Source organism: Klebsiella sp. Q11 (genome assembly GCF_964241505.1).
GTDB classification, from domain to species: Bacteria; Pseudomonadota; Gammaproteobacteria; order Enterobacterales; family Enterobacteriaceae; genus Klebsiella; species Klebsiella michiganensis.
Genome location: NZ_CAXSXW010000009.1, coordinates 190,977 through 214,194 on the forward strand (window position 1 = coordinate 190,977; position 23,218 = coordinate 214,194).

At 57.1% G+C, this 23,218-nt stretch carries 23 protein-coding genes and 1 pseudogene; 12 read left to right on the forward strand and 12 right to left on the reverse strand.

Going from position 1 to position 23,218, the window contains the following annotated elements; all coding sequences use genetic code 11:
* The first annotated feature begins 2 nt into the window (after positions 1–2).
* The 3 genes from ACESQ2_RS16825 (at position 3) to ACESQ2_RS16835 (ending at position 3,350) form a co-directional block, all read left to right on the forward strand.
* Positions 3–1,376 (forward strand): galactitol-specific PTS transporter subunit IIC, encoded by a 1,374-nt coding sequence (locus ACESQ2_RS16825; protein WP_373170949.1) that lies wholly within the window; start codon positions 3–5, stop codon positions 1,374–1,376.
* Between the two features lie 46 nt (positions 1,377–1,422).
* Complete coding sequence (gene gatD / locus ACESQ2_RS16830; protein ID WP_014226961.1) at positions 1,423–2,466, forward strand: galactitol-1-phosphate 5-dehydrogenase; 1,044 nt, start codon at positions 1,423–1,425, stop codon at positions 2,464–2,466.
* Between the two features lie 110 nt (positions 2,467–2,576).
* The gene (locus tag ACESQ2_RS16835) at positions 2,577–3,350 is read left to right on the forward strand and encodes a DeoR/GlpR family DNA-binding transcription regulator (RefSeq protein WP_014226962.1); all 774 of its coding nucleotides are present in this window, start codon (positions 2,577–2,579) and stop codon (positions 3,348–3,350) included.
* Positions 3,351–3,414: 64 nt separating this feature from the next.
* Here ACESQ2_RS16835 and ACESQ2_RS16840 read toward each other — a convergent pair.
* Both ACESQ2_RS16840 and rsmI read right to left on the reverse strand, forming a co-directional pair.
* Positions 3,415–4,416: pseudogene (locus ACESQ2_RS16840) on the reverse strand (Fic family protein).
* 4 nt (positions 4,417–4,420) lie between these two features.
* Positions 4,421–5,284, reverse strand: coding sequence for a 16S rRNA (cytidine(1402)-2'-O)-methyltransferase (gene rsmI / locus ACESQ2_RS16845; protein ID WP_014226964.1), 864 nt, complete (start codon positions 5,282–5,284; stop codon positions 4,421–4,423).
* 63 nt (positions 5,285–5,347) lie between these two features.
* Here rsmI and ACESQ2_RS16850 point away from each other — a divergent pair, with 63 nt between their 5' ends.
* The 4 genes from ACESQ2_RS16850 to dolP are packed head-to-tail and all read left to right on the forward strand — an operon-like array spanning position 5,348 to position 8,971.
* Positions 5,348–7,429, forward strand: coding sequence for a penicillin-binding protein activator (locus tag ACESQ2_RS16850; protein WP_373170951.1), 2,082 nt, complete (start codon positions 5,348–5,350; stop codon positions 7,427–7,429).
* Positions 7,387–7,773, forward strand: a complete 387-nt coding sequence (locus ACESQ2_RS16855; RefSeq protein ID WP_046878313.1) for a YraN family protein — start codon at positions 7,387–7,389, stop codon at positions 7,771–7,773. The genes ACESQ2_RS16850 and ACESQ2_RS16855 overlap by 43 nt, the downstream gene beginning before the upstream one ends.
* Before the next feature lie 22 nt (positions 7,774–7,795).
* Positions 7,796–8,386, forward strand: a complete 591-nt coding sequence (gene diaA / locus ACESQ2_RS16860) for a DnaA initiator-associating protein DiaA (protein WP_002918211.1) — start codon at positions 7,796–7,798, stop codon at positions 8,384–8,386.
* Between the two features lie 9 nt (positions 8,387–8,395).
* Positions 8,396–8,971: a division/outer membrane stress-associated lipid-binding lipoprotein gene (dolP, locus tag ACESQ2_RS16865; RefSeq protein WP_004125578.1), complete on the forward strand. Its 576-nt coding sequence runs from the start codon at positions 8,396–8,398 to the stop codon at positions 8,969–8,971.
* Positions 8,972–9,078: 107 nt separating this feature from the next.
* On the opposite strand, the gene ACESQ2_RS16870 is transcribed toward dolP, so the two are convergent.
* Both ACESQ2_RS16870 and ACESQ2_RS16875 read right to left on the reverse strand, forming a co-directional pair.
* Positions 9,079–10,119 (reverse strand): permease, encoded by a 1,041-nt coding sequence (locus ACESQ2_RS16870; protein ID WP_032720217.1) that lies wholly within the window; start codon positions 10,117–10,119, stop codon positions 9,079–9,081.
* 69 nt (positions 10,120–10,188) lie between these two features.
* Positions 10,189–10,839 (reverse strand): NAD(P)H-binding protein, encoded by a 651-nt coding sequence (locus ACESQ2_RS16875; RefSeq protein WP_046878314.1) that lies wholly within the window; start codon positions 10,837–10,839, stop codon positions 10,189–10,191.
* Between the two features lie 128 nt (positions 10,840–10,967).
* Between ACESQ2_RS16875 and ACESQ2_RS16880 the strand changes: the two genes are divergently transcribed.
* Complete coding sequence (locus tag ACESQ2_RS16880) at positions 10,968–11,486, forward strand: type 1 glutamine amidotransferase domain-containing protein (RefSeq protein ID WP_004854517.1); 519 nt, start codon at positions 10,968–10,970, stop codon at positions 11,484–11,486.
* Here the strand turns inward: ACESQ2_RS16880 and ACESQ2_RS16885 are convergent.
* Positions 11,466–11,909, reverse strand: coding sequence for a YhbP family protein (locus ACESQ2_RS16885; protein ID WP_046878315.1), 444 nt, complete (start codon positions 11,907–11,909; stop codon positions 11,466–11,468). The genes ACESQ2_RS16880 and ACESQ2_RS16885 overlap by 21 nt on opposite strands.
* A gap of 55 nt (positions 11,910–11,964) precedes the next feature.
* Here ACESQ2_RS16885 and ACESQ2_RS16890 point away from each other — a divergent pair, with 55 nt between their 5' ends.
* Positions 11,965–12,249, forward strand: coding sequence for a GIY-YIG nuclease family protein (locus ACESQ2_RS16890; RefSeq protein WP_004854522.1), 285 nt, complete (start codon positions 11,965–11,967; stop codon positions 12,247–12,249).
* Here the strand turns inward: ACESQ2_RS16890 and ACESQ2_RS16895 are convergent.
* Positions 12,236–12,739: a GNAT family N-acetyltransferase gene (locus ACESQ2_RS16895; RefSeq protein ID WP_004125592.1), complete on the reverse strand. Its 504-nt coding sequence runs from the start codon at positions 12,737–12,739 to the stop codon at positions 12,236–12,238. The two genes, ACESQ2_RS16890 and ACESQ2_RS16895, sit on opposite strands and share 14 nt — an antisense overlap.
* Positions 12,733–13,257, reverse strand: coding sequence for an SCP2 domain-containing protein (locus ACESQ2_RS16900; RefSeq protein ID WP_004854523.1), 525 nt, complete (start codon positions 13,255–13,257; stop codon positions 12,733–12,735). The genes ACESQ2_RS16895 and ACESQ2_RS16900 overlap by 7 nt, the downstream gene beginning before the upstream one ends.
* Positions 13,258–13,478: 221 nt before the next feature.
* On the opposite strand from ACESQ2_RS16900, the gene ACESQ2_RS16905 reads away from it, so the two are divergent.
* The 3 genes from ACESQ2_RS16905 (at position 13,479) to ACESQ2_RS16915 (ending at position 16,512) form a co-directional block, all read left to right on the forward strand.
* Positions 13,479–14,474: a peptidase U32 family protein gene (locus tag ACESQ2_RS16905; RefSeq protein ID WP_004106058.1), complete on the forward strand. Its 996-nt coding sequence runs from the start codon at positions 13,479–13,481 to the stop codon at positions 14,472–14,474.
* Positions 14,465–15,361, forward strand: coding sequence for a U32 family peptidase (locus tag ACESQ2_RS16910; protein WP_345911737.1), 897 nt, complete (start codon positions 14,465–14,467; stop codon positions 15,359–15,361). Before ACESQ2_RS16905 ends, ACESQ2_RS16910 begins: the two co-directional genes overlap by 10 nt.
* A gap of 143 nt (positions 15,362–15,504) precedes the next feature.
* The gene (locus ACESQ2_RS16915; protein ID WP_032693258.1) at positions 15,505–16,512 is read left to right on the forward strand and encodes an LLM class flavin-dependent oxidoreductase; all 1,008 of its coding nucleotides are present in this window, start codon (positions 15,505–15,507) and stop codon (positions 16,510–16,512) included.
* A gap of 32 nt (positions 16,513–16,544) precedes the next feature.
* Here ACESQ2_RS16915 and mtr read toward each other — a convergent pair whose 3' ends face one another.
* The 5 genes from mtr to pnp form a co-directional block, all read right to left on the reverse strand.
* The gene (mtr, locus tag ACESQ2_RS16920; RefSeq protein ID WP_038423732.1) at positions 16,545–17,789 is read right to left on the reverse strand and encodes a tryptophan permease; all 1,245 of its coding nucleotides are present in this window, start codon (positions 17,787–17,789) and stop codon (positions 16,545–16,547) included.
* Between the two features lie 144 nt (positions 17,790–17,933).
* Positions 17,934–19,895: a DEAD/DEAH family ATP-dependent RNA helicase gene (locus tag ACESQ2_RS16925; protein ID WP_014839626.1), complete on the reverse strand. Its 1,962-nt coding sequence runs from the start codon at positions 19,893–19,895 to the stop codon at positions 17,934–17,936.
* The gene (gene yrbN / locus ACESQ2_RS16930) at positions 19,888–19,968 is read right to left on the reverse strand and encodes a protein YrbN (protein ID WP_085903200.1); all 81 of its coding nucleotides are present in this window, start codon (positions 19,966–19,968) and stop codon (positions 19,888–19,890) included. Before yrbN ends, ACESQ2_RS16925 begins: the two co-directional genes overlap by 8 nt.
* A gap of 100 nt (positions 19,969–20,068) precedes the next feature.
* Entirely contained in the window at positions 20,069–20,953 is an 885-nt protein-coding gene (gene nlpI, locus ACESQ2_RS16935) for a lipoprotein NlpI (RefSeq protein WP_004854535.1), read from the reverse strand.
* 107 nt (positions 20,954–21,060) lie between these two features.
* Complete coding sequence (pnp, locus tag ACESQ2_RS16940; RefSeq protein ID WP_009651902.1) at positions 21,061–23,199, reverse strand: polyribonucleotide nucleotidyltransferase; 2,139 nt, start codon at positions 23,197–23,199, stop codon at positions 21,061–21,063.
* Between the last annotated feature and the right edge of the window lie 19 nt (positions 23,200–23,218).

The window sequence follows — 23,218 nt, forward strand, 5'->3', positions numbered from 1 at the left end:
CCATGTTTAGCGAAATCATGCGTTATATCCTCGACCTTGGTCCAACGGTGATGCTGCCGATCGTGATCATCATCTTCTCCAAAATACTGGGGATGAAGCTCGGGGACTGTTTTAAATCAGGCCTGCACATCGGGATTGGTTTCGTCGGTATCGGCCTGGTCATCGGCCTGATGCTCGACTCTATCGGCCCGGCGGCGAAAGCGATGGCGGAGCATTTCCAGATTAACCTGCACGTGATTGATATTGGCTGGCCGGGGTCGTCGCCGATGACCTGGGCATCGCAAATCGCGCTGGTGGCGATTCCCATCGCCATCGCGGTCAACATCTTCATGCTGGTCACCCGAATGACTCGCGTCGTGAACGTCGACATCTGGAACATCTGGCATATGACCTTTACCGGCGCAATGCTGCATATCGCGACCGGTTCTTACTGGATTGGGATTCTTGGCGTAGTGGTGCATGCGGCTTTCGTCTACAAGCTCGGCGACTGGTTTGCGAAGGATACCCGCGACTTTTTCAGCCTCGATGGTATTGCTATTCCGCACGGTAGCTCGGCGTATTTAGGGCCGATAGCGGTGCTGGTCGATACGATTATCGAAAAAATTCCCGGCCTGAACCGCATCCACTTCAGCGCTGACGACATCCAGAAACGCTTCGGTCCGTTTGGCGAACCGGTCACCGTCGGTTTTGTGATGGGTCTGGTTATCGGCGCGCTGGCGGGCTACGACCTGAAGGGCATCCTCCAGCTGGCGGTCAAAACCGCGGCCGTCATGCTGCTGATGCCGCGCGTTATCAAACCTATCATGGATGGCCTGAACCCGATTGCCAAACAGGCGCGTAAACGTCTGCAGGCGAAATTCGGCGGCCAGGATTTCCTGATTGGCCTCGATCCGGCGCTGCTGCTTGGCCATACATCGGTCGTATCGGCCAGCCTGATCTTTATTCCGCTCACTATTCTGATCGCGGTTGTGGTGCCGGGCAACCAGGTCCTGCCGTTCGGCGATCTCGCGACCATTGGATTCTTTGTCGCCATGGCGGTGGCGGTACACCAGGGGAACCTGTTCCGCACGCTGATTTCCGGGATCATCCTGATGGGGATCACGCTATGGATTGCGACGCAGACCATCGGCCTGCATACCCAGCTGGCGGCTAACGCCGGGGCTCTGAAGACGGGCGGCCTTGTGGCCTCTATGGACCAGGGCGGTTCACCGGTTACCTGGCTGCTCATTCAGCTCTTCACCTGGCAAAACGTGGTGGGTTTTGTGGTTATCGGCGTCATCTATGTTGCCGGCGTGCTGTTGACGTGGCGTCGGGCGCGCAGCTTCGCCGCCGCAGAGAAAGCCGCCGTCGCGCAACAAAGCCCGGGCGTTTCTTAATCTCAAGGGGGAGCATCCGCTCCCCCGGACATTTCTGGAGAATATTATGCAATCAGTGGTTATCCATGCTGAGGGGACAGTGCGCGTTGAAGAACGCCCGATACCGACTCTACAAACGGAAAACGATGTCCTGGTCAAAGTCGTCAGCTCCGGATTGTGCGGTTCCGATATTCCGCGCATCTTCGCCAAAGGCGCCCACTACTATCCCATCACCCTGGGTCATGAGTTCAGCGGCTATGTTGAATCTTACGGCTCAGCGGTGACCGACCTGCAGCCGGGCGACGCGGTAGCCTGCGTGCCTCTGCTCCCCTGTTTTAACTGCCCCCAGTGCCAGCGCGAATACTTCTCTCTCTGCAAACAGTACCAGTTTGTCGGTTCGCGCAGCGAAGGCGGAAATGCGCAGTACGTGGTGGTCAAACGCGCCAACCTGTTCCGTCTGCCGGACCAGATGCCGATTGATGACGGCGCGTTTATTGAACCGATGACCGTCGGCCTGCACGCCTTCCATCTGGCTCAGGGCTGCGAAGGGAAAAACGTCATTATTATTGGCGCAGGCACAATTGGTTTGCTGGCGTTGCAGTGCGCCCGCGAACTGGGCGCCAAAAGCATTACGGCAATCGATATCAACCCGCAGAAGCTGGCGCTGGCAAAAACGCTCGGCGCAACGCACGTCTTTAACAGCAAGGAGATGAGCGGCAAACAGATTCAAACGGCGCTGGAAGAGATTCAGTTCGACCAGCTGGTGCTGGAAACCGCCGGTACGCCGCAAACCGTGGCGCTGGGCATTGAGGTCGCCGGACCGCGCGCGCAGCTGGCGCTGGTGGGTACCTTGCACCATGACTTAACGCTGCCTTTCGCCACCTTTGGCCAGATTCTTCGAAAAGAGCTGACTATTGTCGGCAGCTGGATGAACTACTCGGGCCCGTGGCCTGGAAAAGAGTGGCAAACGGCGGTTCGCCTGCTGACGGAAAAACGCATTCAGCTTGCCCCGCTTATCACCCACATCGGCGATGCCGAAAGCTTTGCCCGCGAAGTCCAGGCGCTCAACGGTGCGCCGATGCAGGGGAAAATCCTGCTTAAACTCTCCTGACCAACTGAGCCAGCAATCAGAGCTGGCTCACATAACCTTTCGAAAATTATCGTTCAACTTTCATTACCCTTCGATTACACTAAGATCAGTTAATTATCAGGCAAATTAATATGAACTCATTCGAGCGAAGGAATAAAATTGTCGAAATGGTCAATGCGCAGGGTAGCGTATTGGTGCTGGACCTTTCGAATCTCTTTGGCATCTCCGAAGTGACAATCCGGGCCGATCTCCGTTTACTGGAAGAAAAAGGGTTACTCACCCGCTTTCACGGCGGTGCCGCAAGGCCCGGCAGCAATTTGACCGAAGGAGATAATCTGGAAGTGGTGCTTGAAGATCGTTATCAGTTGGCCAGCGATCCGAAAAAACGGATAGCCCAGGCCGCGGCGGCGATGATTAGCGAAGGCATGACGGTGATCCTGGATAGCGGCAGCACTACCCTACTGATTGCCGAGGCGCTGGTACGTATGACCAATATCACGGTGATTACCAACAGCCTGCCCGCGGCGTTTACGCTATCCGAAAACAAAGATATCACCCTGGTGGTCTGCGGCGGCACCGTACGCCACAAAACACACTCCATGCACGGCACCATCGCCGAACGTTCTCTTCAGGGCATCAGCGCCGATCTGATGTTCGTCGGCGCAGACGGCATCGATACCACCAACGGCATCACCACCTTCAACGAAGGTTACTCCATCAGCGGCGTCATGGCCGCCGCGGCACATAAGGTCATTGCCGTGCTGGACGCCAGCAAATTCAATCGCCGCGGGTTCAATCAAGTTCTACCGATGGAGAAAATAAACTGCGTGATTACCGACAGCGAAATAAATGAAGAACATCGGAAGGCATTAAAAAGTACCGGGATTGAGTTACACATCGTATAGAAAATAAGGCAGATGCGGTGACATCTGCCCTATTGACCATCACGTTTTGTACGCTGATAACCCGCTAAAGAATGCGCCAGGCTCCCCTTTTTTTTGCGCCGGTCCGCTGTAATCTTCCCTTTTGCTGCAGCGTCTTCAGATACCGCTCAACGGTTCTGGCAGAAACATCTATTTCCTGAGCCATGTCTTTCGCGGTGCGCGTGGGTTCTTTAGACAAAAGCTTGAGGATCCGTTCCTCAACGGCCGCCAGCATTTCCACTTTTTCTTCCGACATTTATTCCGACATTTCTTCCGACAGAGAAGCTGTTTGTCCCATGCCATCTTTCAACGCGATAACCATATTTTCCAGCATAAATTCAATAAACGGCGTGCTGTCACTCTGGCTATCACACATCCCTAAAACCTGGTAATAGCGCTCCTGCTGATAATGCATCAACGTTTCAACTGGTAGCCAGGCAAGCTCCGCGCGCCATTGGCTAAGAATTAAGGTTTGCCACAGGCGTCCCATTCGGCCATTACCATCGGCAAATGGATGGATAAACTCAAATTCGTAGTGGAAGACAGCTCCAGCGATAAGCGGATGAATGTCAGTGACTTTCAGCCATAGCAGCAACTCGTTTATCAAACGCTCGACCTGAGAGGCGGGGGGAGCCATATGAACCAGTCTGGTATCCCGGAAGATCCCTAAATCACCGTCACGCAGCTGGCCGGGGTTATCATCCAGCCCTATCATCAGCGTCCGGTGGGCGGTCAAAAGATCGGTTAACCGGTGGCTTTTCCATGTAGGCATTTTTTCATATGCCAGAAGAGCGTTTCTCACTTCCTGAATATCTTTTGCTGGCGCAAGAACACGTTTACCCTCCACTAGCGCAGTGACCTGATCGGTACTCAGGCTGTTATGCTCTATCGCCAAAGACGCCTGAATCGTACGAATACGATTCTCTTTTCGCAGAAGGGGGGAGGCTCGTCCCGTTTGAGCTGACCAGTGCCCTAACAGCTCACCAATCTCAACAACCAGATTGAGAATGGCAGGAGTAATGCTAAACGGCGGCTGGTAATGACTCATGAGATTAGTCTCCCTGCTGCTCCAGGGCATACTTATACAGGGCGTTTTTCTTCACGCCGTGGATTTCCGCAGCCAGCGCGGCGGCTTTTTTCAGCGGCAGCTCAGCCTGCAGCAGGGCCAGCGTACGCAGCGCTACCGCCGGCAGCGCCTCTTCCTGCGCTTTAAAACCTTCTACGATCAGCACCATCTCGCCTTTACGGCGATTTTCGTCCTCTTTCACCCATGCCAGCAGCTCGCCGATCGGCGCTCCGTGAATCGATTCCCAGGTTTTGGTTAGCTCACGCGCCAGCACCACGTAGCGGGACTCCCCCAGCACAGCGCAGATATCCTCCAGGCTTTCCAGCAGGCGGTGGGTAGACTCATAAAAAATAATCGTCCGCGGCTCTTCTTCCAGCGCCTTCAGCGTGTCACGACGCCCTTTGGATTTGGCAGGCAAAAAGCCTTCATAGCAGAAGCGATCCGAAGGCAGACCCGCCGCGCTCAGCGCCGCAATCGCCGCACAGGGGCCGGGCAGAGGCACCACGCGAATATTAGCTTCACGGCAGGTGCGCACCAGATGATAGCCGGGATCGTTAATCAGCGGCGTTCCGGCGTCGGAAACCAGCGCGATGTTTTGCCCCGCTTTAAGCTTCGCGACCAGCGTTTCCGCCTTTTGCTGCTCGTTGTGGTCATGAAGCGCGAATAAACGGGCGTTGATCGCAAAATGCTGCAGTAGCAAACCGGTATGGCGGGTATCTTCCGCTGCAACTAAATCAACGGCTTGCAACACTTCCAGCGCGCGTTGCGTGATATCAGACAGATTCCCTATCGGAGTGGGCACAATATAGAGCTGTCCCTGAGAATTATCTGCTGATTCGTGTTGTTTCATTGTCTCGTCCGTATTGCCGAATTAATATTGAGCATTGAGCCAAAAAAATATCACTGGACACATATGGTACCGTCAACATTTCTTCGTTCTAAACCCGTGCGTTGTCTGCCCGTACTGCTGGCCGCGCTGATCTTTGCCGGCTGCGGTACCCATACTCCGGATCAAAGTACGGCGTATTTGCAGGGTACGGCCCAGGCAGACTCCAGTTACTATCTGCAACAGATGCAGCAAAGCACGAATGATAGCAAGACCAACTGGCAATTACTCGCCATTCGTGCACTGCTGAAGGAAGGTAAGAAACCGCAGGCGATCGACCTGTTCAACCAGCTACCGTCTAATCTCAACGGTGCGCAAAGCCGCGAAAGGTCGCTGCTGGCGGTGGAAGTGAAGCTGGCGCAGAACGATTTCCAGGGCGCGCAGACGCTGCTCAGCAAGCTCGACCCGGCAAGCCTTGAGGAGAACCAGCTGCCCCGCTACTGGCAGGCGCAAATTGACGCCAGCCAGGGTCAACCCTCGCTGAACCTGCTGCGGGCCCTGATTGCCCAACAGTCGCTGTTAAGCCTGCCTGCGCAAAAGCAGAAAAACATCGACGCGACCTGGAAAGCGCTCACCGCCATGACCAAAGATCAGGCCAACGCGCTGGTCATTAACGCCGATGAGAACGTCCTGCAGGGCTGGCTGGATCTGCAGCGCATGTGGTTTGATAACCGCAGCGATCCGACGATGCTCAAGGCGGGAGTGAAAGACTGGCAGACTCGCTACCCGCAAAATCCGGGGGCGAAAATGCTGCCGACGCAGCTAGTGAATATGCAGAACTACCAGGCCGCATCGACCAATAAAATCGCCCTGCTGCTGCCGTTAAACGGCCAGGCGGCGATTTTTGGCCGCACGATCCAGCAGGGCTTTGAAGCGGCGAAGAACGGCGCGCCTGCCGTTGCAGGAAGCGCAGTACCCGCCCAGGTCGCCCAGGCGGCGAACGTTGCCGAAAGCGCCGTAGTCAGCCCATCGCAGGCGGAGGTCACCGATCTGACGACCACCAATAACGCTCAGACCCCGGTACAGGCGCCAGCGGCCGACCAGGCGCAAACCGCGGCGCCGGTCACCGCGCCGGCGGCAGTACAAGCCCCGACGCCGGAGGCCACCAGCCAGCCGGCGGAAGCGCCGCAGGCTCAGGCCGTCGCCGCAACGCCAGCCAACCCTTCCGCAGAACTGAAAATCTACGACACCACCGCTCAGCCAATGAGCCAGCTGCTGGCCCAGGTGCAGCAGGATGGCGCGACCATCGTCGTCGGCCCGCTGCTGAAAGATAATGTCGAAGATGTCATCAAGAGCAATACCTCGCTGAACGTGCTGGCGCTCAATCAGCCGGAAAAAATCGAAAGCCGGGCCAATATCTGCTATTTCGCCCTCTCGCCGGAAGATGAAGCCCGCGACGCGGCGCATCACATTCACGATCAGGGCAAACAGACTCCGCTGCTGCTGGTGCCTCGCGGCGCCCTGGGCGATCGGGTGGTTACCGCCTTCGCCAACGAGTGGCTGAAGCTGGGGGGCGGTACCGTCCTGCAACAGCGCCTGGGCTCCACCGCCGAGCTGCGCGGCAGCGTCAACAGCGGTATTTCGCTAAGCGGTACGCCGGTCTCAACCCTGCCGTCAGCGCAGGACAGCGCCCTGGGTAGCCCGAGCGATGTGCCGGTCAGCAGCACCGGCGGCGTCGACGCCGCGTATATCCTGGCCACGCCGGAACAAATCGCTTACATCAAACCGATGATCGCCCTGCGTAACGGCAGCCAGAGCGGCGTAACGCTCTACGCCAGCTCCCGCAGCGCCCAGGGGACTTCCGGACCGGACTTCCGTCTGGAGATGGAAGGTCTGCAATATAGCGAGATCCCGATGCTGGCGGGAAGTAATCCTGCCCTGCAGCAGCAGGCGCTGGCCGCCGTTCGTAACGACTACTCGCTGGCGCGCCTGTACGCCATGGGCGCCGACGCCTGGTCCCTGGCCAACCATTTCTCGCAGATGCGCCAGGTTCCCGGCTTTGAGCTGAACGGCAATACCGGCGATCTCACGGCCACGCAGGATTGCGTGATCAACAGGAAACTGTCATGGCTCAAATACCAGGGTGGGCAGATCGTCGCAGCCAACTAAGTAAACAGACCGGCGATGCCTGGGAAACCCAGGCGCGCCGCTGGCTGGAGAGCCAGGGTCTGCGTTTTATCGCCGCCAACGTCCGCGAGCGCGGCGGCGAGATAGACCTCATCATGCGCGACGGCAGCGTCACCGTCTTTGTCGAAGTACGCTATCGTCGCAGCGCAAACTACGGCGATGCCGCCTCCAGCGTGACGCCGCAAAAGCAACAAAGACTGCTCAAAGCCGCGCGTCTGTGGCTCTGCCGACAGAATGGGAGCTTTGAGACTGTGGATTGCCGTTTCGATGTGGTAGCCTTCACCGGAAACGACATCCAATGGCTAAAAAACGCCTTTGGCGAATAGCGTAAACGAATTAAGGGATCCCGTGCTCGACAGAATCAAAGCCTGCTTCACCGAAAGCATTCAAACCCAAATTGCAGCAGCGGAAGCACTCCCGGACGCCATCTCCCGTGCGGCGATGACGCTCGTTCAGTCGCTGCTGAACGGCAACAAAATCCTCTGTTGTGGTAATGGCACTTCCGCCGCCAACGCACAGCATTTTGCTGCCAGTATGATTAACCGTTTTGAAACAGAGCGTCCTGGTTTACCCGCCATTGCACTAAATACCGATAATGTGGTCTTAACCGCAATTGCCAACGATCGCCTGCATGACGAAATCTATGCTAAGCAGGTGCGAGCGTTGGGACACGCCGGCGACGTGCTGCTGGCGATTTCTACGCGCGGCAACAGCCGGGACATCGTGAAAGCCGTGGAGGCGGCGGTCACCCGCGATATGACTATCGTGGCGTTAACCGGTTATGACGGCGGTGAACTGGCTGGCCTGTTAGGGCAGCAGGACGTCGAAATCCGCATTCCGTCGCATCGCAGCGCGCGAATTCAGGAAATGCACATGCTCACCGTCAACTGTCTGTGCGATTTGATCGATAACACGCTTTTTCCACACCAGGACGATTAAGGAGAACACATGAAGGCTCTCTCGCCCCTCGCCATTCTGCTGTCTGCGCTACTGCTTCAGGGATGCGTTGCTGCCGCGGTAGTCGGAACGGCAGCAGTCGGCACTAAAGCCGCGACGGACCCGCGTACGGTAGGTACTCAGGTGGACGACAGCACGCTGGAGCTGCGCGTTAACAGCGCGCTGTCGAAAGATGAACAAATTAAGAAACAGGCCCGCATCAACGTGACCGCCTACCAGGGCAAAGTTCTGCTGACCGGGCAGTCCCCAACGTCCGATCTCTCCGCGCGCGCGAAGCAAATCGCTATGGGCGTAGAAGGTACGACGGAGGTGTTTAACGAAGTGCGTCAGGGCCAGCCGATCGGCTTAGGAACCGCGTCTTCGGATACCTGGATCACCACCAAAGTCCGCTCCCAGCTGCTGGGTACCGACCAGGTGAAATCCTCCAACGTGAAGGTGACAACCGAAAACGGTGAAGTGTTCCTGATGGGTCTGGTCACCGACCGTGAAGGACGCGCGGCGGCGGATATCGCCAGCCGGGTGAGCGGCGTGTCTCGCGTCACCACCGCCTTTACCTATATCAAGTAAGCGTCTCTGCCTCCCGGCCTGCGCTACGCTGAGCCGGGCTACGGGTTCACCGTTGGCTGTGGGCCGATAGCCCGGACAGGCGCGCAGCGCCGCCTCCGGGAAGATCATCAGAGTAAAGCGACGCCCCCAACCACCGCGCCGCACAGCGCCACCAGCCCACCGGTCAGCCACAGCGCCTTCGCCGGGAACGCTTTACGCAGCATAATCAGTGACGGTACGCTGACAGCAGGCAGCGTAATCAGCAGCGCCAGCGCGGGCGCCATGCCCATTCCTGCCAGCATCATGGTCTGCACAATCGGGATCTCCGCCGCCGTCGGTATCACAAACAGGCAGCCGGCAATCGCCATGGCAATCACCCAGAACAGCGTATTCTCCACCACGCCATCGGCGTGAGGGAATAGCCACACCCGCGCAGCGCCCAGCACCAGAACCGCCAGAATATAAACCGGGATGGTATTCCAGAACAGCGTCCACAGCGCGCGCAGCCAGCGGCTGAAGAAGCCGTCCTGCCCCGTTGTGACCGACATTTCAGGCACGGGAACCGGCTGCGTCGCCGCTTCTTTCACCCATTTCTGAACCAGCGTGGCGACCACCAGTACGGTCGCCAGTCCCGCCAGCAGGCGAATCAGCGCAAACTGCCAGCCCAGCACGAAGCCCATAAACACCAGCGTCGCCGGGTTGAGCAGCGGATTGCCCAGCCAGAATGCCAGCGCGCCGCCCATGGATACCTGCTGTTTACGCATTCCCGCAGCCACCGGCGCGGCGCAGCAGGTGCACATCATCCCCGGTAGAGAGAATGCGGTCCCCAGCAGCGTACCGCGAAAACGCGATTGCCCTAACGTGCGCCGCAGCCAGTCACGCGGGATCAGCACCTGAATGAGCGATCCCAGCAGCACGCCTAATACCGCCGCTTTCCATACCGCCAGGAAATAGACCAGCGCGTAATCCCAGGCCGCAGCGAAAGGATTCGCATCGCTATTTGCAAGAATGGATTTGCCGATACTGTGCGTCTCAGCGGCGGTAAAGGCTTTGCCGTAATAGGGCTGCCATTTAACGAACCACAGACCAACGATAACGACGAGAAAAAACAGCGCGGGCTTCCACCATTGAAACGGTGCTGCCGCCTGAGATGAAGACTGACCAGCCATAGCATTCCCCAGGGAGTGTCATGATAAATTGAGGACATGAATACTACGCCTCCGGGGAAACTTTGGAAATCAGTAATCCCCCGCGCGCGCGGCCCTCTCGCGCAGCTGCGACGAGGAGAGAATGCGGACGCCTTCCTGCGCGGGCGAGAGCGCCTCCGCGAGTAGCGCGCTTGCCACGTCCCGCGCGTCTATCGATTTCAGGTTTCCCGGCAGCAGGCTAAAAAGCGGCGCAAGGAGCGTCTCGCCGGCGCGTTTTTTTTCGCGCTCGCCTACCAGCATTGATGGACGGGCAATCGTCAACCTCGGCCACTGCTGCGCAATCAGCGCCTCTTCCATCTCGCCTTTTACCCGATTATAGAAAAAGGGGGAATGCGCGTTCGCCCCCATCGCGCTGACCACCAGCATATGCTGCGCGCCCAGCTTTTTCCCCACCAGCGCGGTATCAATGACCAGCGTATAATCGGCATGCACAAACGCCTCTTTGCTTCCCGCTTCCCGGCGGGTGGTCCCCAGGCAGCAGAAAACAATATCGACCGGATCGACCACCTGCGCCAGCGCATCCGTGAGCTGCGGATCGTGCGGGTTAAATACGCCGGAGATATCGCTCAGCGGCCGACGCGTGGGCGCAGCAATGGACTTAATATCCTGTGCGTTGAGTAGCATTCGCAGTAAGTGACCACCAACTAACCCGGTTGCCCCCGTTAACAGTACCTGACTCATCGAAACTCCTTTGCAGATTTTTCTATGTTGCGATCCCAGCCTCATGTTCCAGACTTAATACTCTACGAGGTAATTATCCATCATCATCAGGGAAATGCCTCATTCCACACCGAAACACTGGAGGAAGAATGAGTAAGAAGATAGCCGTTTTAATTACCGACGACTTTGAAGACTCGGAGTTCACCTCACCCGCGGACGCCTACCGTCTGGCCGGACACAAGGTGGTGACCATTGAAAAACAGGCGGGGAAGAAGGTAAAAGGAAAAAAAGGGGAAGCTGAAGTCGTTATCGATAAAGCCATTGATGACGTCAGCCCTGCCGACTTCGACGCCCTGCTGCTGCCGGGCGGATATTCACCGGACTCGCTGCGCGGCGACGAACGCTTTGTCACCTTCACCCGCGATTTTGTCAATAGCGGCAAACCGGTCTTCGCCATCTGCCATGGCCCGCAGCTGTTGATTAGCGCTGATGTGATTCGCGGGCGTAAACTGACGGCCGTGAAGCCTATCGTAGTCGACGTGAAAAACGCCGGTGGCGAATTCTATGACCAGGAAGTGGTGATCGACAACGAACAGCTGGTGACCAGCAGAACCCCGGACGACCTGCCGGCCTTTAATCGTGAAGCCTTACGCCTGCTCGGCGCCTGATTCGCGCAGCCAGTGCAGCTTTTTCCCAAACCCCAGCGTGTTATCGGTGAACTTGATCTCATCGGGACGTATCTCCCAGACTGGCGCCGATAGCATGCGGGCGACAGGAAAACGGCTGACGTAGCGCTTGCGCATCGCCGCCTCTTCTTCCCCGGTGAGGCGGCGAATTTTACCTTTGAACTGTACGCCGCGGATCAGCGCCACGCTCTTTGGCTGGCCGTTGACCGTCCCGGCCACGTTGGCGCTTTCCCCGGTCATTTGACCGTGGCGCGTTTTTTCATCGCTGAGCAGATAAAATGCGACCTTCTCCGGGTCATAAACGTAAAAAGCATTGGCGCACCACAGCTCATCATCGCGGGCGACGCACCAGGTCACGACGTGCTGCTTACCCAGCCAGCGGCCGATCGCGGCGAGCGTATCCATCTTTACTCTCCAGTATGTTATGGTGCTCACACCTTAACATAGCGACCTCTGTACCGTGTGCTGGTTTCTCTATTTGATTCGTACCGCCGATAATCGCCTTTATACCGGGATTACCACCGATGTTTCACGCCGCTTTTGCCAGCACCAGACTGGCAAGGGCGCGAAAGCGCTGCGTGGAAAAGGCGAGCTTGAGCTGGCCTTCAGCCAGGAAGTTGGTGAACGCTCACTAGCGTTGCGGCTTGAGTATCGTATTAAGCAGCTAACGAAGCGCCAGAAAGAGCGCCTCGTTGCCGGGGACGGTTCATTTGAGGCGCTGCTGGAAAGCCTCAGAAGCGATTAAAGTGGTCGCTATATTCGACCAGCCCGCTCACGCCGTTCAGCGCGTCATCGGCCAGACGATGCACCTGGAAAGCCTCGGCGCTATCGGGCCAGCGGCAGCGCAGATCGAAACGCGCCGCGGGTTCAAAGCCCAGACGGCCATACAGCGCCGGATCGCCAAGCGTCACGACGGCGGCATAGCCAAACTCGTTCAGGGAATCGAGCCCTTCATAGACCAGTTGACGCCCGATGCCCTGACCGCGGTAGCTTTCATCGACCGCCAGCGGAGCCAGTCCAACCCACTGCAGCTCTTCGCCTTCGACGGCGACCGGGCTAAAGGCCACGTAGCCTACGACCTGACCTTCGTCATCCGTCGCCACCACGCCCAGCGTGATCAGGCCATCTTCACGAAGACTGTGCACCAGCTGCGCTTCCGCGTCGCCGCCGAAGGTACGACGCAATAGAGCATCGATACCCGGCGCATCAATCCCAATCTCTACTCGAATCAGCATGCCTCACCTACCGATGTCTGTTCAGGTTTCTGCGGGCCTTTCAGGCCAGCTTCAACAAAGTCCGCCAGCTGCAGCAGCATAATACGCAGCGCCTTTGGCATCTGCTCCAGCTCAATGGCATCCATCAGGTTTTTTACATACAGTCCCAGCTCGGTATCGCCTTCGATAACCAGGCGACGCTGGAAGAACAGCGTATCCGGATCCTGCTTACGCGCCGCGATCATCAGCAAGTCGCTGGCGTCGGCGCTGAAGCTGACGTCCGCTTCAGCCGCAGGGCTGACCACCAGACGACCGTCCACCACCGAGGTATACCACAGCAGGCCGATGTCGCGCACATGAATACTTAACCAGCGCCCCTCGAGAAACTCCAGTTCCCCATCCGCCAGCGCCTGGCGAAATTGCCAGCTTAATACCTGTTCCAGCACCTGGCGCTTGAGGGCAAATGGCGCCAGCTTAACCGGCACGCTCATCATCGACGGGCCAAAGTGAACCAGTTTGGAACGCAGTTTATCCAACACAAGCTTTACTCCATGAATGCAATAGTTCCTCTATTGTGCCATATCAAATAAACGACATAGCGGCGTAAATCAACAAAATCACGATGCCGGGCCGCAGGTATTGATCCCGCCAATACGCTTTTAACTGCCTCAAATCAAAAATTGTCACCAAAAGGTTAACTAAAATCCCAGCTCATTAACCATCCAGCGTCCCTGACGGGCCGCGTTTTTCAGGAAAAATTATGGAGCTGCTCTGCCCAGCCGGTAACCTTCCGGCGCTTAAGGCGGCCATCGAAAACGGCGCCGATGCCGTCTATATCGGGCTGAAAGATGACACCAACGCCCGCCACTTTGCCGGCCTTAATTTCACCGAAAAGAAACTGCAGGAAGCCGTCAGCTTTGTGCACCAGCATCGTCGCAAACTGCATATTGCCATTAACACCTTCGCGCATCCTGATGGTTATGCCCGCTGGCAGCGCGCGGTCGACATGGCGGCGCAGCTGGGCGCCGACGCGCTGATCCTCGCCGATATCGCGATGCTGGAATACGCCGCCGAGCGTTATCCGCATATTGAGCGCCACGTTTCCGTCCAGGCCTCGGCCACCAACGAAGAGGCGGTAAAGTTTTATCATCGCAATTTTGACGTCGCCCGCGTGGTGCTGCCGCGCGTGCTGTCGATTCACCAGGTCAAACAGCTGGCGCGCGCCACGCCGGTGCCGCTGGAGGTTTTTGCCTTCGGTAGCCTGTGCATTATGGCGGAAGGACGCTGCTACCTTTCCTCTTATCTGACCGGCGAATCGCCGAATACCGTCGGCGCCTGTTCGCCGGCGCGCTTCGTGCGCTGGCAGCAAACGCCGCAGGGGCTGGAATCACGCCTTAACGAAGTGCTGATTGACCGCTATCGGGACGGTGAAAACGCCGGCTATCCCACCCTCTGTAAAGGGCGGTATCTGGTCGACGGCGAACGCTACCACGCGCTGGAAGAGCCCACCAGCCTGAACACCCTGGAGCTGCTGCCGGAGCTGATGGCGGCAAATATTGCCTCGGTCAAAATCGAGGGCCGCCAGCGCAGTCCGGCGTACGTCACCCAGGTGGCGAAAGTCTGGCGTCAGGCGATCGATCGCTGCAAAGCCGATCCGCAAAACTTCGTACCGCAGTCCGCGTGGATGGAGACCCTCGGTTCCATGTCCGAAGGGACGCAAACCACCCTTGGCGCCTATCACCGTAAATGGCAGTGAGAACAGCAATGAAATATTCATTAGGGCCGGTGCTTTATTACTGGCCAAAAGAGACGCTGGAAGATTTTTACCAGCAGGCGGCAAGCTGCAGCGCGGACACGATTTACCTCGGCGAAGCGGTATGCAGCAAACGTCGCGCCACCAAAGTCGGCGACTGGATCGACATGGCAAAAACGCTGGCGGGAAGCGGTAAACAGGTGGTGCTTTCCACCCTCGCGCTGGTGCAGGCGTCCTCGGAGCTGGGCGAACTGAAGCGCTATGTCGATAACGGCGAATTTCTGATTGAAGCCAGCGATCTCGGCGTCGTTAACCTGTGCGCGGAACGTAAACTGCCGTTCGTCGCCGGGCACGCGCTTAACTGCTACAACGCCGTCACCCTGCGTCTGCTGCTCAAGCAGGGCATGGTGCGCTGGTGTATGCCGGTCGAACTTTCCCGCGACTGGCTGGCGAATTTGCTGACCCAGTGCGACGAGCTGGGCATTCGCGACCGGTTTGAGGTAGAGGTCCTGAGCTACGGTCATCTGCCGCTGGCCTACTCCGCCCGCTGCTTTACCGCGCGCTCGGAAGACCGGCCGAAAGACGAGTGTGAAACCTGCTGCATAAAATACCCTAACGGGCGCGACGTGCTTTCGCAGGAGAACCAGCAGGTGTTCGTCCTCAACGGCATTCAGACCATGAGCGGCTACGTCTACAACCTCGGGAATGAGCTAAACACCATGACCGGGCTGGTGGATATGGTTCGCCTGTCGCCGCTGGGTAGCGAGACCTTCTCTATGCTGGACGCCTTCCGGGCGAATGAAAACGGCGCGGCGCCGCTGCCGCTGACGGCGAACAGCGATTGCAACGGCTACTGGCGACGGCTGGCCGGGCTGGAATTGCAGAGCTGATTAACCGCTCACTTTGTTAATGGCTATCGCTGCTTTTTAATGCACTATTAAAGATGCAGCTTTTCTGGCTGGCGTATCCTGGATGCGCCAGGCTGGAAGAAGACCTTCAATCTGATGACGATGCTGTAGCAAAGTGAGCCTTTATGACTGACAAATCTGTTTCGTTCTCGGTGCTCGATCTGGCGCCGATCCCGCAAGGTTCTTCCGCAAAGGAAGCCTTCTCCCACTCTTTAGACCTGGCGCAGCTGGCGGAAAAGCGCGGCTATCACCGCTACTGGCTGGCCGAACACCATAATATGGTCGGTATCGCCAGCGCGGCGACTTCCGTACTGATTGGCTACCTTGCCGCGAATACCACCACTCTGCATCTGGGCTCCGGCGGCGTGATGCTGCCGAACCATTCGCCGCTGGTGATTGCCGAGCAGTTCGGTACGCTCAATACGCTCTACCCGGGACGCATCGATCTCGGCCTTGGCCGCGCGCCGGGCAGCGATCAGCCAACCATGCGCGCGCTGCGTCGCCATATGAGCGGCGATGTCGATAACTTCCCGCGCGATGTCGCGGAGCTGGTGGACTGGTTCGACGCCCGCGATCCTAATCCGCACGTGCGCCCGGTTCCCGGGTATGGCGAGAAGATCCCGGTCTGGCTGCTCGGCTCAAGCCTGTACAGCGCCCAGCTGGCGGCGCAGCTTGGGCTGCCGTTTGCCTTTGCCTCGCACTTCGCCCCGGATATGCTCTTTCAGGCCCTGCACCTCTACCGCACCCACTTCCAGCCGTCAGAGCGGTTAGCGAAGCCGTACGCGATGGTATGCATTAATATTATTGCCGCCGACAGCGACAGAGATGCGGAATTTCTGTTTACGTCCATGCAGCAGGCGTTCGTCAAACTGCGCCGCGGCGAGACCGGACAGCTGCCGCCGCCGGTGCAAAATATGCATCAGCTGTGGTCCGCTTCAGAGCAGTACGGCGTCGAAAAAGCGCTGAGCATGTCGCTGGTCGGCGATAAAGCGAAAATCCGTCACGGGCTGGAGTCGATCCTGCGGGAAACCCAGGCCGATGAAATCATGGTCAACGGCCAAATCTTCGATCATCAGGCGCGCCTGCATTCATTTGATTTGGCGATGCAGGTGAAAGAAGAGCTTCTCGGATAGTGAAAAATGCGGCATTTCTGCCGCATTTTCAATTAGTGATAGGTGGGTAATACGTTAAAGCTCGACAGGAAATGCACGATAACGTTACCCAGCCCGAACAGCAGAACCAAAGCAATCATCGGCTTTCCGCCCCAAACGCGAAACAATGGGCTACCAAAGCGTTTGCGCGATGCGCGAGCCAGCAGCGCCGGTACAATTGCCGCCCAGATCGTCGCCGCCAGCCCCGCATAGCCGATCGCGTAGAGGAATCCGTTCGGCCACAGCAGGCCACCCGCCATCGGCGGAACAAAGGTGAGAAGCGCGGTTTTAAAGCGTCCCAGCGAGGAGTCATCGAACCCGAACAGATCCGCCAGATAATCAAACAGACCGAGCGTCACGCCAAGGAATGAACTGGCAACGGCAAAGTTCGAAAAGATGACTAACAGCAGATCCAGACTCCGGCTGTTCAGAACCCCACTGAGCGCCTGGACCAGGACATCTATGTTGCCCCCCTTCTGCGCAATACCGATAAACTCAGGGCGTGGGATATTGCCCATCGTCACCAGCAGCCACACCACGTACAGACCCAGCGCCAGCAGCGTACCGTAAACCAGGCACTTAACGATTGTGCGCGGATCTTTGCCGTAGTACTTCATCAGGCTCGGCACGTTGCCGTGATAGCCGAAGGACGCGAGGCAGAACGGCAGCGTCATCAGCAGGTAGGGCATATACGAGGCATTTTGTTCAGCCACGTTAAACAGGGTGGTCGGCTGGACGTGCCCCAACAGGCTGCCAAAGGTCAAAAAGAAGGTAATGACCTTAGCTCCCAGCACAATGGCCGTCATGCGGCTCACCGCTTTGGTGCTCAACCAGACGATAAACGCCACCAGCAGCGCAAAGCCGAAACCTGCCGCCCTTGCCGGTACGTTCAGCGACATTTCGCTAAACGTATGGTGCAGGATCGAGCCGCTGGCGGAGATATAGGCGTAAGTCAGAATATAAAGTACAAAGGCGATCGACACGCCGTTAACCAGATTCCAGCCTTTACCGAGCAGATCTTTAGTAATGGTATCGAAGCTCGAACCAATCCGATAATTCAGGTTCGCTTCGAGGATCATCAACCCGGAATGCAGCATACAAAACCAGGTAAAAACCAGCGCCGCCAGAGACCAGAAGAACCATGCGCCGGACATCACAACCGGCAGCGAAAACATGCCCGCGCCAATAATTGTCCCGCCGATAATCACTACGCCGCCAAATAAGGACGGTCGGGTTGCCGTAGTGGTAAGTGTCGCCATTTGCCGAAATCTCCAGTCGAAAATACTTTTCTTGTTATCAACGTGACGCACTGTACCAGTACACGAGTACAAAGGAAATAAAAAAAGCCCCAATCGTTAAGATCGGGGCTGTATCGTTTACTTTACGTTAGCGGAAAGCGCTAATTATGCATCGCCACCGAAACGACGACGACCTGCGGAGTCATCGCGACGCGGCGCTGAAGCATCATCGCGGCGCGGCGCGCGGCCACCTTCGCGACGTTCACCGCTGAAACGGCGACCTTCACCACGGCCGCCTTCGCGACGCTCACCGCCGAAACCACGGCCTTCACGACGTTCACCGCCGCCGAAGCTACGACCGCCTTCACGACGCTCACCGCCGCCACGACGTTCGCCGCTGCGTTCAGGACGCGGCTGAGCATCGCCCAGCAGCTGCATGTTCATCGGCTTGTTCAGGATGCGGGTACGCGTAAAGTGCTGCAGCACTTCGCCCGGCATGCCTTTCGGCAGTTCGATGGTGGAGTGAGAACCAAACAGCTTGATGTTACCGATGTAACGGCTGCTGATGTCGCCTTCGTTAGCAATTGCGCCAACGATGTGACGAACTTCAACGCCGTCATCACGGCCCACTTCAATACGGTACAGTTCCATATCGCCAACGTCACGACGCTCACGCTTCGGACGATCTTCGCCGCTGCGTTCCGGACGGTCGCCGCGCGGGCCACGGTCGTTACGGTCGCCGCGACGTTCGAAACGATCGTCACGGTCGCGGAACTCGCGCTTAGGACGCATAGGCGCATCCGGCGGCAGGATCAGCGGACGTTCGCCCTGAGCCATTTTCAGCAGCGCGGCGGCCAGCGTTTCCACGTCCAGCTCTTCGCCTTCGGCAGACGGCTGGATTTTCGCCAGCAGCGCACGGTACTGATCCAGATCGCTGCTTTCCAGCTGCTGCTGAACTTTCGCCGCGAATTTTTCCAGACGGCGTTTGCCCAGCAGTTCTGCGTTCGGCAGTTCAACTTCCGGAATGGTCAGCTTCATCGTACGTTCGATATTGCGCAGCAGACGACGCTCGCGGTTCTCAACGAACAGCAGCGCGCGGCCAGCACGACCCGCACGACCCGTACGGCCGATACGGTGAACGTAAGACTCGGAATCCATCGGGATATCATAGTTAACCACCAGGCTGATACGCTCAACGTCCAGGCCACGGGCCGCAACGTCGGTTGCAATCAGGATATCCAGACGACCGTCTTTCAGACGCTCCAGAGTCTGCTCACGCAGGGACTGGTTCATATCGCCGTTCAGCGCAGCGCTGCTATAACCGCTACGCTCCAGCGCTTCGGCCACTTCCAGGGTCGCGTTTTTGGTACGAACGAAGATAATCGCCGCATCAAAATCTTCCGCTTCCAGGAAACGCACCAGCGCTTCGTTTTTACGCATACCGTAAGCAGTCCAGTAGCTCTGGCTGATGTCCGGGCGAGTCGTTACGCTCGACTGGATGCGCACTTCCTGCGGCTCTTTCATAAAGCGGCGGGTAATACGGCGAATGGCTTCCGGCATGGTGGCAGAGAACAGAGCGGTCTGATGACCCTCCGGGATCTGCGCCATAATGGTTTCTACGTCTTCGATGAAGCCCATGCGCAGCATTTCGTCAGCTTCATCCAGAACCAGACCGCTCAACTTAGAGAGATCCAGCGTACCGCGTTTCAGGTGGTCCAGCAGACGACCCGGGGTACCGACAACGATTTGCGGCCCCTGACGCAGCGCGCGCAGCTGCACGTCATAACGCTGGCCGCCGTACAGGGCAACCACGTTTACGCCGCGCATATGTTTAGAGAATTCCGTCATTGCTTCAGCAACCTGTACCGCCAGTTCGCGGGTCGGCGCCAGCACCAGAATCTGCGGTGCTCTCAGCTCAGGATCGATGTTGTTCAGCAGCGGTAAAGAGAACGCTGCGGTTTTACCGCTACCCGTCTGGGCCATACCCAGAACGTCGCGGCCGCCCAGCAGATGCGGAATGCACTCAGCCTGGATCGGAGATGGTTTTTCGTAACCCAGATCGTTAAGCGCTTCAAGGATGGGAGCCTTCAGGCCCAGATCTGCAAAAGTGGTTTCGAATTCAGCCATGTAGTACGTGTGCCTCAAAATTAATGGCGGCCAGTCTACATAACTCATCGTGAAAATTTACGGTAATTTTCATTGAAAAGTGTGAACCGGCTCAAAGTAGGTGTATTAACGAACAACAACGCCCTCACCCGCAAAGGTGATGGCAATCAAAAAAGGGCTGATGTGTTCGTCAGCTATTGCTGGTCCGATTCTGCCAGGTCGTCTTGCTCCTGGCCCAAGAGCGATAATTCCAACAATGCGTATCGGTGCTCAACGTAGTTATGAACGTTGTTTGCGACCGCCAGTTTGAACAGTGCCGTAGCGCTGTCCTTGTCCCCCAGACTTAGGTAGTACTTACCTAAATAGAAGTTGGTTTCACTGAGATGCTCAGCGAGCGAGGTGTTATCCGTTGCGTCTGCCTTCAGACGGTCCATTAGCTCTTTTTCGCTAATGTCGCCAAGGTAGAACCCGACAATGTTCCATCCCCATTGTTCTTTATCCGACTTGTTTAAGCGCTGTCTCAGTGCTTCAAGCGCCTGCTTCTCATCGAGCTGACGCTCGGCGAGATAAAGCCACAGGCTTCGGAAAGGATCATTGGGATCGTCTTGATAAAACGCCAGCAGATCATCTTGCGCTAACTTAGCGCGACCGCCGTAATACAGGGCGATACCGCGATTTAAGTGCGCGTAGTTGTAAGTTGGATCAAGCTCAAGTACAGAATCAAACGCTTCATAGGCAGCATCAAAATTGCCTGCCTGCGTTAAGTAAATGCCTAAGTAATTGAATACTTCAGGCATATCCGGTCGGATTGCCAGCGCTTGTGAAAAATCATTTCGCGCTAATGCCCTCAGACCGAGACTATCATACAACACTCCGCGCTCATATAAAAGCTGTGCGCGTTCGTCATCGGTTAAAGCCCGACTGGCAAGAATTTGTTCCATGCGCGCCAGAATCACTTCCTGCTGCAAAGTCGGTTGCAATGGCACCGCGAGGACTGCGTCCTTACGCCAGGCAGAGTTACTGCATCCTGCCAGCGTGAGAGCTGTCGCCACGAAACACCAGCGCAAAAAAGGCTTCATTTCCCACTCCCGAAGACAACGATTGGATGAACGTCCAGTTCCCCGGCTGCAAACAGGGCGTCCTGCCCGCAATGCGCCCTCCGCAATGCGGAGGGCAAACGGCAACCTTACTCGCCCTGCTGTTCGGCAGCCGGAGCTTCCGGCGCAGCCGCAGGCTGAGTTTGTTCAGTTGCTTCTTTGATGCTCAGACGGACGCGGCCCTGACGGTCAACTTCCAGAACCTTAACCGGCACTTCCTGACCCATCTGCAGATAGTCGGTCACTTTCTCAACGCGCTTGTCGGCGATTTGAGAGATGTGAACCAGACCTTCTTTACCGCCGCCAATGGCAACAAACGCGCCAAAGTCAACGATACGGGTCACTTTACCGTTATAGATACGGCCAACTTCGATCTCAGCGGTGATCTCTTCGATACGACGAATCGCGTGCTGCGCTTTGTCGCCGTCGGTTGCCGCGATCTTCACGGTACCGTCATCTTCGATTTCGATAGTGGTGCCGGTTTCTTCGGTCAGCGCACGAATAACGGAACCGCCCTTACCGATAACGTCTTTGATTTTGTCCGGACTGATCTTGATCGTGTGGATACGCGGTGCGAATTCAGAGATATCGCCGCGCGGCGCGTTAATCGCCTGTTCCATCACGCCCAGGATGTGCAGACGCGCACCTTTAGCCTGGTTCAGAGCAACCTGCATGATCTCTTTGGTGATACCTTCAATTTTGATATCCATCTGCAGAGCAGAGATACCTTCGCGGGAACCCGCTACTTTGAAGTCCATATCGCCCAGGTGATCTTCATCGCCCAGAATGTCAGACAGTACGACGAAGTTGTCGCCTTCTTTCACCAGACCCATTGCGATACCCGCAACGGCGGCTTTCACCGGCACGCCTGCGTCCATCAGCGCCAGAGAAGCGCCACAGACGGAAGCCATGGAGGAGGAGCCGTTAGATTCGGTGATTTCAGAAACCACGCGAACGGTGTACGGGAACTCTTCGATAGTCGGCATCACGGCCAGTACGCCGCGCTTAGCCAGACGACCGTGACCAATTTCACGACGCTTCGGAGAACCGACCATTCCCGTTTCGCCTACGGAGTACGGAGGGAAGTTATAGTGGAACAGGAAGGAGTCCGTGCGCTCGCCCATCAGTTCATCGATGTTCTGCGCGTCGCGTGCGGTACCCAGGGTCGCGGTAACCAGCGCCTGAGTTTCGCCACGGGTAAACAGTGCGGAACCGTGGGTACGCGGCAGAACGCCGGTACGAACGTCCAGACCACGAATCATATCTTTTTCACGACCATCGATACGCGGCTCACCGGCCAGTACGCGGCTACGCACCACGTTTTTCTCGATTGCGTGCAGGATTTCGCCCAGTTCGTTAGCGTCCAGAGCTTCATCTTCCGCAACCAGGGTCGCGATAGTTTCAGATTTGATCACGTCAACCTGAGCATAGCGCTCCTGTTTGTCGGTGATACGGTAAGCATCGCTCAGGCGAGATTCAGCCAGCGCGGCAACGCGCGCGTTCAGCGCCGCATCAACCACTTCCGGCTGCCAGTCCCAGCGCGGCTTACCGGCTTCTTTCACCAGATCGTTGATGTTCTGAATAACCACCTGCTGCTGGTCGTGACCAAACACGACCGCGCCCAGCATCTGGTCTTCGCTCAGCAGTTCAGCTTCGGATTCAACCATCAGTACTGCGGCTTCGGTACCTGCGACAACCAGATCCAGTTTGCTGGACTTCAGCTCTTCCTGGGTCGGGTTCAGCACGTACTGGTCATTAATATAACCCACGCGAGCGGCGCCAATTGGGCCGTTGAACGGAATACCGGACAGGGACAGCGCTGCGGAAGCGCCGATCATCGCGACGATATCCGGGTTAACCTGCGGGTTAACGGAAACCACGGTCGCGATAACCTGAACTTCGTTAACGAAGCCTTCCGGGAACAGCGGGCGAACCGGGCGGTCAATCAGACGCGCGATCAGGGTTTCGCCTTCGCTCGGACGGCCTTCACGACGGAAGAAACCACCCGGGATTTTACCTGCAGCGTAGGTACGCTCTTGATAGTTAACGGTCAGCGGGAAGAAATCCTGGCCTGGCTTCGCTTTTTTCTGGCCCACAACGGTAACGAATACCGCGGTGTCATCCATGCTAACCATAACGGCGGCAGTTGCCTGGCGCGCCATCATGCCGGTCTCCAGCGTTACGGTATGTTGGCCGTACTGGAATTTACGAACGATCGGATTAAGCAAAATTCTATCCTTTTATCTA